Raw genomic sequence first — 12,895 nt, forward strand, 5'->3', positions numbered from 1 at the left:
TCATGGGGATAACCACATTATTAGTTGTCGTGATTGTTTTGGCGATTGCCTTTGATTATATCAATGGTTTTCATGATGCAGCAAACTCCATCGCGACCATCGTATCGACCAAAGTGCTTACGCCATTTATGGCGGTTCTTTGGGCGGCAATTTTCAATTTCGTTGCTTATTTCGTATTTACTGACCATAAGGTTGCCAATACGATCGCCAAGACGGTAATTGAAGAGTACATCACCCTCGAGGTGATATTCGCCGGCCTCGTCGCGGCCATTTCCTGGAACTTATTTACTTGGTATTATGGAATTCCATCCAGTTCGAGCCATACATTGATCGGGGGTTTTGCCGGTTCGGGGATGGCTTTCGCTGTTTTCCAAGGTGTAAATCCAATCGAGGCCATTAACTTGAGTGCTACATTAAAGATCTTATCTTTTATTATCCTAGCGCCTCTAGTAGGTATGACGATTTCGGTCATCATTACTTTAATTATTATCAATATCTGTAAAAAAGCGCGTCCGGCAGTTGCTGAACGTTGGTTCAAGATCCTGCAGTTGATTTCATCAGCAGGTTTGAGTTTTGCGCATGGTGGTAATGATGCACAAAAGGTAATGGGTATCATTGCTACGGCATTAATTGCGCAAGGCGTAATAGGTACATTTGAAGAAATGCCTGAGTGGGTGCCATTGGCCTGTTATGCAGCCATTGCTGCTGGAACCATGAGTGGCGGTTGGAAAATCGTGAAGACCATGGGAACCAAGATTACAAAAGTAACGCCTTTGGAAGGGGTCAGTGCGGAAACTGCAGGTGCGATTACCTTAGGTATTACGGAACATTTTGGTATTCCGGTTTCCACGACGCATACGATTACCGGTGCGATCATTGGGGTTGGTGTGGTGAAAAGGGTATCAGCTGTGAGATGGGGAGTAACCATTAGTTTATTATGGGCATGGATTCTAACCATACCTGTGAGTGCCTTATTAGGTGGGCTTACCTTGGCTGTTATCCATTACATCTTGTAGCAAAAAGGCTACAAGGGGATTAACCTTGTGTCAATTTTATTGAATTGGAACAAAGTTTTATCAAAAAATTTGCGTTATAAAATGTTAATAACTATTTTTACGCAGAAAAAGCACCGTTTTTAGTATTGAAAATACGCTTTTTAAGTTTTAACATTTTTTGGCATCGTTATTGTTAAGTTATGTTAAATTGATTAACAACTAGAAACAATTAAAAATTTTAATAACCTTAAAAAAAAGAGTATGAACTATTCTACAATTAAAAAAACAGCTGTTGCAGCTTCTTTAGTAGCCGCTTTAGGTTTCGCTGAGACTGCACAAGCACAAACCCCAACAGTATTTGGTGGTAGAGGTCAGTACAGAACTTGGTCTATCGGTGTTCAAGGTGGTATTACTACTCCTAACACTATCTTAGGTGGTCAGAACGGTTTTGGTCAAAAAGTAGGTTACTTCCAAAATAAAGTGGGTGAGTACTATGGTTTAACTATCCGTAAACAATTCTCACACCTATTCGGTTTAGAATTAGAAGGTAACCGTGGTCGTATCAAAACATATAACCATGAAATGGTTACTACTCCAGAAACTGCTAATGGTGCAAGATCTGCTGAGACTGCAGTTAACTGGGCTGCTAGCTTAAATGGTGTATTCCAATTAGGTACTATCGACTTCATGAGAAGAGAAAATGCTGTTAACTTCTACGCTAAAGTAGGTATGGGAGTTATGGCTCATAACCCAGTACAATACTCAACTACTGATTTCTCTGGAACTCCTGTATTCAACAACGAAGGTAACTGGGGTGAAGAAGTATTCGGTGACCGTACTGATGTTGGAGATCGTGACAACCGTTTAACAGGATTTATCCCTGTAGGTGTTGGTGTTAAATTCAAATTATCTGAAGTTGTTGCCTTGAACTTAGGTTACACAATGAACTTCACTGATGATAACTTGTTATACGGACCAGTTCGTTACGACGGAAAACAAAAATTCTCTAACCTATACGGTGGTTTAGAATTCACTTTAGGATCTCGTGATAAAGAGAACTTAACGTTCACTAACCCAGTTGCTACTTTATATGATGAGTTGAAAGACCCTTCATTACGTAACGAAGTTGAAGCTTTGAAACAACGTGTATCCACTTTAGAAGGTACTGTTGATCAATTGAGCAAAGACTCTGATGGTGACGGTGTATCTGATAAGTTTGATAAATGTCCAGGAACTCCTGCAGGTACTGTAGTTGATGGTTCAGGATGTCCAATCAAATTCCCAGAGCAACAATTAACTGATGGTACTGTTTCTTCAGGATACTACGCTCCAATTCAATTCGAATTTGATAGCTCTGTATTGAAAACTGAATCTTACGCTACCTTAGATAAATTAGCTCAAGAATTGAAAGCTAACAACTCTAACGTAACTTTAGATGGATATGCATCTGCAGAAGGTACTGAAGCTTACAACATGAACCTTTCTAACGACCGTGCAAACGCAGTTAAACAATACTTAGTAAATGCTGGTGTTTCTGCATCAAGCATCACTGCTACAGGTTACGGAGAAGCTAATCCAGTTGCATCTAACGCTACTGAAGAAGGAAGAATCCAAAACCGTCGTGTTGAAATCAAAAAATAATTATTAGCAATAATAATTAACACATAAAGAGGTGCCGGTTCTACAACCGGCACTTTTTTTTATGCATAAATTTTACTTTCCTACCCACTGACAGTCATAGGATTGTGGATATGTTGAAAATAATATGATACGTTCCGTAATTTAATTTGCTATTTTCAACAAGGGAAAGAAGTTAATCGATAATTTTAAAGGAGGAGAATAATGGAAGAAGACTTTGAATTTGAATCACCTGAAGAGCAAAAATTCTCAGTTGATCGTTATGAAGAGATGCTGAGGAATGAAGATCAATACTTTTTCGATGCCAAGGCTTTTGAAAGCATCATTGACTATTACATAACGAAAAATGACCCCGTAAAAGCTCTACAAGTTATTGAATTCGCCGCGGCTCAGCACCCATTTGAAACAACATTCTTAATAAAAAAAGCCCAACTATTAGCAAGTACCATGCAGTACGAGCAAGCATTGGATGCTTTGACCAAAGTAGAATTTTTAGAGCCTTCGGAAGCCGACATCTATCTAATCAGGGGAACAATTTTCTCCGCCATGCAGGATCATGAACTTGCGGAAGAAAACTTTTTCAAGGCATTATCATTAAGTGATTCCAAAGACGAGATTTACTATCAGATAGCCGGTCTATACCAGATGCAGGGACATTATGCCAAAGCCATTCATTATTTAAAGAAATGTTTAAAAATTAATAATGAAAACCAGGATGCCCTATACGAAATAGCTTTTTGCTATGATGTATTGGAGCAACAGGAAGAAAGTATCGCATTTTATAAGCAATATATAGATACCGATCCTTATTCTTATGCTGCATGGTATAACCTGGGCAATGCACATCATAAATTAGAACAATATGCGGCCGCCATAGATGCATACGATTATGCAATCCTTATCAAGGATAATTTCTCATCGGCCTATTATAATAAAGGAAACGCATTGGTCAATCTAGATCGATATGCGGAAGCCATAGAAGTATATAAACATACTTTTGAATACGAACCCCCAACCGCCGATACCTATTGCGCGATTGGTGAATGCTATGAAAAATTGGAACAGATGGATGAAGCCCGTTCCTATTACAAGAAGGCGGTAAAACTGGATAGCAATCAAAGCGATGCCTGGTTTGGAATCGGTGTAACACTTGATTTTGAGGAACGCTATTTCGAATCCCTGCATTTTTATAAAAAAGCATTGGATATCGATGATGAGAATCCGGACTACTGGTTTGCCATTGCTGATGCTCGATACAAATTGAAACAATACGATGAGTCCATCGAGGCCTATACCAAGGTAGTGGAATTGAACAGTACCGATATCGAAGCCTGGTTAGACTTTTCATCGTTATTGTACGAATTGGGCAAATTGCAGGAAGCTACTGAAGTTATTGCTGAGGCCATCAAATGCAACCCGGATGAAGCGGTCCTTTATTACCGCATGGTCGCCTACCTTTTTGCTGCAGGAAAATATAACGACGCATTGAATTATCTGGAAATCGCCTTGAACAGCGACCCTGAGAAACATTACATCTTATTCGAATACCTTCCGCAGTTACAGGGTAATCCGATAATTTTAGATATCATCAAAAAGTACTCCGAAGGAAAATGAAATACTTAGGATTGATAGGTTATCCCCTGGGACATTCCTTTTCCAAAAAATACTATTTAGATAAATTTGATAAAGAAAACATACAGGGTATAGACTACGATCTATACCCTATTTCTGATATCGAAAAGTTCCCAGAACTTTACACCTCCAATCCTGATTTCTACGGTGTCAATGTAACTATTCCTTATAAACAGGATGTCATTCCTTATTTGGATGAGCTATCGGAAGAAGCAAAGGTAATCGGGGCGGTCAATTGCATTCAGATCAAACGACAAGAGAATGGAAGGCCCTATTTAAAAGGTTTCAATACCGATGCCTATGGCTTCGAGCAATCGCTATTGCCCTTCCTCAAACTTGAGCACAAAAAAGCCCTGATACTAGGAAATGGTGGAGCGACCAAGGCCGTTAAGTATGTATTGGATAAACTTCGCATCCCCTACCAAGTCGTAAGCAGGACCAAAGACGCAGAAAACATCAGTTATGCTGATCTTACCGACAGTATCATTGCACAACATCAGATCATTATCAACTGCTCGCCTGTGGGCACTTATCCCAACATCGATCAATGTCCGGACATCCCCTTTGAAGGCATTGGACCAGGTCATCTGCTTTATGACCTGATCTATAATCCCGAAGAAACCCTGTTCCTCCAAAAGGGAAAGGCGCGGGGGGCCGCCATCAAGAATGGATTCGAAATGCTGGTATTGCAGGCGGAGAAAAACTGGGAAGTCTGGAATCAATAATAATTCCTATTTTTGGATATGCTACATATCAAAACGTTCACCTTTAACCCTTACCAGGAGAATACCTATATCATCTATAATGATGAGAAAGAATGCATCATTGTAGACCCTGGCATGCATAATTACCAGGAAGAAGAAGTCTTCAAATCCTATGTAGAACAGCAAAACCTCAAACCCATTGCCCTGATCAATACACATGGCCATATCGACCACGTTTTGGGCAACAGATTTATCTATGAAACCTATGGCCTAATGCCACAATTCCATGAACTGGAGCTTCCATTGGTCGTTCAAGTGCAGAATTACGCGCCTCAGATGGGCATACGATATGAGCCATCGCCAATCCCGGAAACCTTTTTAAAGGAAACCGATCAATTGAAAATTGGTGATGAAACCATTTCCTTGATCTTCGCTCCAGGGCATTCCCCTGGTCATTTATGTCTGTACAGTAAAGACCATGGCTTTCTGATCGGTGGAGATGTCCTATTTCATCGCAGTATCGGCCGCACAGACCTTCCAGGAGGCAATCATCAGCAGTTATTGAACAGTATTGCCCAGAATATCTACAGCCTGCCTGAGGAGACGGTAGTCCATCCAGGCCATGGTCCCTCAACCACGGTTGCGGAAGAGAAACAGATGAACCCTTTTATCCGCGCATAAACCATGAGGTTACCTGTATTCTTCGCCAAGCGCTATCTATTTTCCAAAAAATCAGTTAATGCCATCAACATTATCTCCGGAATCAGTGTGGTCGGTGTTCTGGTCAGTACAGCAGCCTTGGTCATCGTGCTATCATTCTACAACGGCTTGGAGAAGTTTATCCTGTCGCAATACAGCATATTCTCACCCGAGCTGCGAATAGAACCGTCCAAAGGGAAAGTCTTTTCCGGCCAGGGCGAAAAGTTCAAGCAACTTCGCGAAAACCCAAATATCTCCTCCTATAGTGAGGTTTTGGAAGATAAAGTACTTGCAGAATACAACCATCAACAATTCATTGGAAAGATCAAAGGGATTGAACCCGAAAGCATCAAAAGCCACGCAACACAGGATATGTTGTTTGCGGGAAATCTTTCCATTCAGGGCGACAGTATAAATTTTGGGATACTGGGGGCTCAGGTACAGGCCAATCTGCAAGTGCCCTTACGTGGGGCAGACGATCAGGTGCTTCTGCATATTCCTGACAAACATGCTTCTCCAAACAATATAAATCCCTTGGAGGATATCCGTTCCAGACCGATCACCCCGAATGCCATCCTCCGGTTCCAACCCGGTTTCGATGACCTCATCATCGTTCCTATAGATTTCGCGAAGGACCTATTGAACGAACATCAGCATATCTCAGCCATTGAGCTGTTTGGGAAGAATGATAACGATCCGAAATTAAAATCCGAGATCCAGCATTTATTAGGTGATGATTTTCTGGTCAAAAACAGGGAACAACAAAATCCGACGCTATACAAAACGGTGAGATCCGAGAAATGGATCGTCTTTTTTATCGTCACCATCATCGGCATCATCGCCATTTTCAATATCATTGGTTCCTTGACCATGCTGGTGATCGACAAGAAACAGGATGTAGTCGTGCTAAAAAGCCTAGGCGCGAATGATGGGCTGATCCAGAACGTCTTCTTCTACCAGGGGATCATGATCGCTTTGATCGGAAGCCTTGTGGGTGCTGCAATCGGTCTCGTTTTTTGTTGGCTGCAGGAACGTTATGGCTTGGTTACCACCAATGAGGGATCCCTTTTTGATGCTTACCCTGTGGATGTCAGATACAGCGATATCTTCCTGATCCTATTGACGGTGATGTTGGTATCCACACTGGTGTCCTATCTTGCATCAAGATTGAACATCAAAGGTTTCAACAAAAGAACCATGTTGGAATCCTAATAACAGCATTCCCAATTCTAAAGAATTTAAAAAAAGAATTAGTATTTCAATCGTTCGCGACTATAATCACCACGCTTGATCTGGTTGATCAATTGTCCCCAAGCAAATGGGTTCAACAAAGGATTGTTGAAATTCTGATTGATGTTTCTATTCGACATGTTAAGATGTCTTTGCATGCTGTTAAAAGCCTGGATTTCTCCAGCGCTACGTGGCAAAATACGAGATAACGAAGCAATAGACTCTGCGGAGGTATTCCTTTTGGCCGACATCAGATCATCACTGTACACATTCATGGCCAGGAACTCCCTATTGAACTCCTCAATACTCGCCCAAGGCAAAGGTCTGCCAAGCGTGATCACAGGAAGTTCTTCCACTAAAGGTTCCAATTCGATCTTTGCGGTATATTTATCCGAACTCACATTAGGGATCGTGAATTTAACGGGGGCATATCCAATGGAGGAGAATTCGATCACATCGCCTACATGGGCAACAAAAGAGAAGTAACCCTCATGGTTTGCCGCATAGGTTTCATTCAGGTAGCTAGAATTTTTAACGGTAACAAAAGGGACTGCGATTTCAGTGCCCTGAGCATAGGTAAACCCAGAAAGCTGCACTATTTTTCGCTGTTGTGCACTTGCCTGCAAACAAAAAACAAATAGGGTAGCCATTAAAATATATTTCATCCAGGTTTTCATCTTTCCCACAAAACTAACACATTAATTCATAGACCGTTGTTAAATTGTGTTAACCGTATCTAAAAATTTTATTACAATTGGTTTGGGGTAATGGCATTAGGATCGTTCATGTCCGTTAAATTGATGGCTTCCACCGCTACAATCTCGGGAACGGCCTTTTTGATCGCTTGTTCCAAACCGGCTTTAAAAGTCATGATACTCATGGAGCAATTAGCACATGTGCCCAACAGCTTCAATTTAACAACATTGTCGGGGGTAATCTCCTCTATAGATACATTTCCTCCATCTGTTTCCAGATAGGGCCTAATGGTATCTAATGCCTGCTCAACTCTCTCTAATAGATTCATGTTCAAAAAAATAATCTTTTTATAGGGTAAATATAGCTAATTTTTAACAAATGTTCAAAGCGGCCTATATTGCTATAGAACCGCTCTCAAACAATTAATAATTGATTTGGTTGAATATTATATCCGCTGATAATAACCAAAATCTATATTTTAAAACCTATAGCTTAAAGTCGTGGTAAAACTGCGCGGAGGTATAGGGTTCACACTATAGTTTTCATGCACGTAATAGTTGAAGGTATTTCCGATATTGCTCACTTTAGCCAAGATATTCCATTTACCATATTGATATCCCGCAGAAAAATCAAAGGTGGTAAAAGCCCCGATCGGAATAATCCTGTCCAGACCCTCGCGTTGATTAGCTTTTGTGGTATTCCAACCTGCGTTTCGTTTTCCGGTGTAGAATACGGAAGCTCCCAGTTTCAACCCTTTGGCCGCTCCATCCTGAAAGGTATAAAATACCGTTCCGTTGGCCGTATGGGCAGTGGTTCCGACCAATCGCATATCCTCCAGGATACCATTTTCATTGGTCTCCAAGTAGCGCATATAGTTGTAGGCATATCCAGCAAGTACATCAAGTCCTTTGGCCAATTCCCCTGCCACATCCAGTTCCACACCATCAGAAGCTGATCTTCCTGTAAACTCTTTCATATTACTATCGGCCACTTTACCATCATCTCCGATGATGGTCTGTGCATACCGATTATTGATGATCTTATACCAGGTCACGTTCGTCGATAAGCGTCCTTGGAAAAAATCATTCTTGATCCCAGCCTCGTATTGATCCAATAGCGATGGTCCCATCGGTTGATAGTTCACATCATAGCCCGAATTCGAGATGAAATTATTGGCGTAACTTACATACAGACTTGTTGCCTTCAACGGTTGATAAATCAAGGCAAATTTAGGTGACCAGGCTTTATCCACCTTATCGCCCATATCCACTTTATCTTTACCAGGGTTCTCCGTTACGCTGGTCGTATTGGTTTTATAATCATAAACCTCACTTCTACCTGTTTTCTGATAGGTATATCGGATACCCGCCAAAACCTTAAACTGATCCGTAATCGATAGCAAATCCTGCACAAAAACCCCGTATCTGCTGATATTGGTATTCGTTCGAGTCTTCAGGTCTGCCGTAGGCATATCCGAGCGCATGCCACTTGCATAAGGATCAAAAACATTGATGTTATCATAGGCCGTACTTGGCGCCACATTCTCGCCGGTTCCATTGGCGAAGATGTTGAAAGCATAATTCTTGACCTTGGATTGATCCGCATCTGCACCCACCAAGACCTGATGTTGGAAGGTACCTGTCTGCAGTTTCCCGGTCAGGTTCAGTTGTTGGTTGAAGGTCAGTTCGTCCTGTTCCGAACGGTTCAGTGCCCGGGGAGCAATCCCTTGCGCATTCGCCTGAATACGTTCAGAACCATAATAATCCCGAAGGTATTTCTGATAGCTGGCCAACACATTCAATTTCCAATCGTCGGAAAATTGATGGCCAAAATCCACCTGTGCATTGGAAGAATTGGTTTTATTGTATGCCCAAGGCACATTGATAAAACTATTTCTACCCACTTTTTCATTTATTTTTCCCTCTACGGAACCTATTCCAAAATCGGGTGTAAAATCACTCTTGAGATAATCAAACATAACATTGATGTCCGATTTATCCGATATTTTGTATAATAAAGAAGGGTTTACATACAACCTTTTGGATTCTACCTGATCGCGGTAACTCTCTGCGTAGCCACCTGTACCCACAATCCGGAAAGCCAATCTTTGGGATAATGGGCCATAAACATCCACCATGGGCTTGTATTGGTTATAACTACCGATTCGCATGGCCACCTCTCCACCATGTTCAAACTTTGGTTTCTTGCTGATCAGGTTCACCACTGCCCCGCCGGTCACTCCGCCATACAGCAAGGCCGCACTCCCTTTTAAGATCTGAACAGACTCCAGGGTACTCGCCTCGATGGATCCTCCATTATTGGTCCTCGCCCCATTCTTAAATATATTATTCGTTCCTAAGCTATACCCTCTCGCATAGAAATTCTCATTCACACCACCTCTATTGGCACCCAAGGCTACTCCATTGGCATTCTTCAAGGCATCGCTCAACACATTGATCTGTTGATCCGAAATCACTTGGCTATTGATGACCTGTACCGCTTGCGGAAGGTCTAGATCTTTCACCCCCGATTTACTGACCTCCAAGGAACGATGGTTCACCGAATTGTACCCCTTTACATCGATCTGCTCGATCTGTTGATTATTTTGTTGCAAGATCAGCGCCGATAATTCCGTGATTGTTCCCTGTGGAACAACAGCAAGTTCTTGTTTTTGAAATCCAATGCCCGTAAATTGCAATTGAAATGTTCCTGCAGTTGGGATATAGAGTTCATACTCGCCCTGATCATTGGTTTTTGTATGCTTGTTCGATCCATGAACACTGATTCCCGCCAAGGATTCGCCTTTTTGGTTAAGAATCTTTCCCTTTACGGTTGTTTGGGCATCCACTTCCTGTGCAATTGCCATTGCCGCTAAGAGGATAAATAGTTTCGTGAGCTTCATCTTTATTTGTACTAAATCTAAATAGTAGGCAAAAATAAGCTCCAGCGCGCTACCAAAAAATAAAGAATCCGACAAAAAGCTTCAAAATCCGAAATTTTTTAGTCCGCGAGAGTGTTTAGGTTCGTATTGAAAGCATACTGAAAAGTAATGTAAAAGTATGCTTTTAGTAAATCAGCATATTAAAAACGTGCTTTAAGAATGCTTTAACCTTGTTTTTACCTCGAAAACATCCCATTTACATAGGAAAAACATAGACTACATCGCAAGAAAAAAGCCGGATCAAACATTGCTATCTGATCCGGCTTCGATATGTATGCTTACTTCTAAAGTAATTCTTAATGCCTACTCATCGAAGTTCCAGCGAACAAAAGCTTCGATGGCTTCGTAGTTTGCCAATCCCAATTGATGGTAAAGGCCAGCGGTTTCACTAGTACGGTCTTCTGCACGCACCCAGAATTCTCTTGGATCATCTCCGGGGAAAACTGGAAGATCCTTTTGTGATTGATGCTTGAAGATCGCCAAACGCTTGCGTTTAACCTCTTGCGGCGACAGAGGAACCGCCATTTCAATCTCGTGGATTGGGTATTCATGCCATGCACCGCGGTATAACCACAACCAACAGTCTTTCGTCCATTCGTCCGTTTCGCGAAGGCGTTTCAAGGCTTCTAAAATAATATCGAAACAAACCTTATGCGTTCCATGCGGATCAGCGAAATCACCGGCCGCAAATACCTGTTGAGGTTTTACTTGGCGCAATAATTCCATGGTCTGCTGGATATCGTCCTCAAAGTCGATCTCTTTGGAGAATTTTCCACGGTCATAGAACGGAAGGTCCATGAAGTGGATATTTTCATCCGGAAGGCCTACGAAACGTGCACCGGCAATTGCTTCCCCTTTGCGGATCAATCCTTTAATGGTACGTACGATTTCAGGATCTACCTGATTTGGTTTCTTAACTTTGAAAAACTCGCGGGAGTCATCGTAGATTTTACGGGTAACCCCATTATCATCTTCCACTGCAACAGCGAAATCCTGTACAAATTCTAAATAACGCAATACATCATCGTCCCAAACGGCGGTATTACCGGAGGTTTGATAAGCTACATGGACATTATGTCCTTGATCGGCCAAACGGATGAACGTACCTCCCATCGAGATCACGTCATCATCCGGGTGTGGCGAAAAAAGGATCACATTCTTACGGGCAGGTTCCGCGCGTTCTGGGCGGCTGGTATCATCGACACCTGGTTTTCCTCCTGGCCAACCCGTAATGGTACGTTGAAGCTCGTTGAAGATACGGATGTTGATACTGTAGGCAGTACCCTGTTCCGTAATCAACTGCGCCATGCCATTATTGTTATAATCGTCGTCGGTCAATTTAAGGATGGCCTTGTCCAAATGAAGGGACAACCAAACCACCGCTTTCTTCACCAAAGTATCATCCCATTCCACGTCGTGCGCCAACCATGGAAGGTTGAAACGCGTAAGTGCGGAAGCAGCATCTTGATCAAGAACAAATTCTACATTGTCCGACATCTGTAGGTAGGTAGCCGGGATATCGGAAGAGATTTCGCCTTCCACTGCTTTTTTAACGATTTCGGCTTTTTTCTCGTTCCAAGCCATCAACACAATTTCCTTTGCTTTGAAAATTGTTCCAACCCCCATGGTAATCGCTTTCGTTGGTACATTTTCCTTACCACCGAAATCGCGTGAAGCATCTCTACGGGTAAGGTCATCTAAGGTTACCAAGCGCGTACCAGAGTTAGGTGCAGAACCTGGTTCGTTGAAACCGATGTGGCCTGTACGTCCAATACCTAAAATCTGGATGTCCAATCCTCCTAAGCTGGAAATCTTTTGCTCATAGGCCATACAGAACGCCTGAACGTCTTCTGGAGCCAAAGTGCCATCAGGAATGTTAATGTTTACTTTTGGGATGTCGATGTGATCGAACAGGTTTCTGTTCATGAACACCACATAACTTTGCTCTGCTGTAGGTTGCATTGGATAGTATTCATCCAAATTGAAGGTAACGACGTTACTGAAACTTAAACCTTCTTCTTTGTGTAACCTCACCAATTCCTTGTAAACCTTTACTGGAGTAGCACCTGTTGCTAGTCCAAGTACAGCCTGCTCCCCTTTTGCCTGCTTGCCTCTGATGAGGTTTGCGATGCGTTGAGCGACTTGAATAGAAGCTTCCTCTTGAGTGGGGTATACCGTAACTGGTACTTTCTCAAATCGGGTTTCTTCTAATAAATTTAATCTTGCCATTTAAATTAAAAAATACCTTAGTGAGTTTCAAATTTAACAATTTAAAATCCCTCAAACGCAAAAAATGCAATTTCTTTTTCAGATTTATTGAAAATATGTTATAATTTTTACATGTTAATGCGTTTAAATGA

Annotated in this window: 10 protein-coding genes; 6 read left to right on the plus strand and 4 right to left on the minus strand. The window is 41.9% G+C overall.

The window, feature by feature from the left end:
* The first annotated feature begins 2 nt into the window (after positions 1-2).
* The 6 genes from E3D81_RS16465 to E3D81_RS16490 all read left to right on the plus strand — a co-directional run bounded on the left by E3D81_RS16465 (position 3) and on the right by E3D81_RS16490 (position 6,880).
* Complete coding sequence (locus E3D81_RS16465) at positions 3-1,016, plus strand: inorganic phosphate transporter (protein ID WP_134778266.1); 1,014 nt, start codon at positions 3-5, stop codon at positions 1,014-1,016.
* Between the two features lie 240 nt (positions 1,017-1,256).
* Positions 1,257-2,636, plus strand: coding sequence for an OmpA family protein (locus E3D81_RS16470; RefSeq protein WP_134778267.1), 1,380 nt, complete (start codon positions 1,257-1,259; stop codon positions 2,634-2,636).
* Between the two features lie 201 nt (positions 2,637-2,837).
* Positions 2,838-4,247, plus strand: coding sequence for a tetratricopeptide repeat protein (locus E3D81_RS16475; RefSeq protein ID WP_134778268.1), 1,410 nt, complete (start codon positions 2,838-2,840; stop codon positions 4,245-4,247).
* Entirely contained in the window at positions 4,244-4,990 is a 747-nt protein-coding gene (locus tag E3D81_RS16480) for a shikimate dehydrogenase family protein (RefSeq protein WP_134778269.1), read from the plus strand. Before E3D81_RS16475 ends, E3D81_RS16480 begins: the two co-directional genes overlap by 4 nt.
* 18 nt (positions 4,991-5,008) lie before the next feature.
* Positions 5,009-5,650 carry an MBL fold metallo-hydrolase gene (locus E3D81_RS16485; protein ID WP_099365031.1) on the plus strand — a complete coding sequence of 214 codons (642 nt, stop codon included), beginning with the start codon at positions 5,009-5,011 and terminating at the stop codon, positions 5,648-5,650.
* A 3-nt stretch (positions 5,651-5,653) separates the two neighbouring features.
* A complete protein-coding gene (locus E3D81_RS16490; protein WP_134778270.1) occupies positions 5,654-6,880 on the plus strand; it encodes an ABC transporter permease in 1,227 nt (408 codons plus the stop codon).
* A gap of 38 nt (positions 6,881-6,918) precedes the next feature.
* On the opposite strand, the gene E3D81_RS16495 is transcribed toward E3D81_RS16490, so the two are convergent.
* The 4 genes from E3D81_RS16495 to nagB form a co-directional block, all read right to left on the minus strand.
* Positions 6,919-7,563: a hypothetical protein gene (locus E3D81_RS16495; protein WP_245153241.1), complete on the minus strand. Its 645-nt coding sequence runs from the start codon at positions 7,561-7,563 to the stop codon at positions 6,919-6,921.
* A gap of 83 nt (positions 7,564-7,646) precedes the next feature.
* Positions 7,647-7,922, minus strand: a complete 276-nt coding sequence (locus tag E3D81_RS16500; RefSeq protein ID WP_099365034.1) for a NifU family protein — start codon at positions 7,920-7,922, stop codon at positions 7,647-7,649.
* Positions 7,923-8,072: 150 nt separating this feature from the next.
* On the minus strand, positions 8,073-10,496 hold the full coding sequence (locus tag E3D81_RS16505) for a TonB-dependent siderophore receptor (protein WP_134778271.1): 2,424 nt from the start codon (positions 10,494-10,496) through the stop codon (positions 8,073-8,075).
* A 342-nt stretch (positions 10,497-10,838) separates the two neighbouring features.
* Positions 10,839-12,764: a glucosamine-6-phosphate deaminase gene (nagB, locus tag E3D81_RS16510; protein ID WP_134778272.1), complete on the minus strand. Its 1,926-nt coding sequence runs from the start codon at positions 12,762-12,764 to the stop codon at positions 10,839-10,841.
* Positions 12,765-12,895 lie beyond the last annotated feature (131 nt).

This window comes from Sphingobacterium sp. CZ-2 (assembly GCF_004526235.1).
Taxonomy (GTDB): domain Bacteria; phylum Bacteroidota; class Bacteroidia; order Sphingobacteriales; family Sphingobacteriaceae; genus Sphingobacterium; species Sphingobacterium tenebrionis.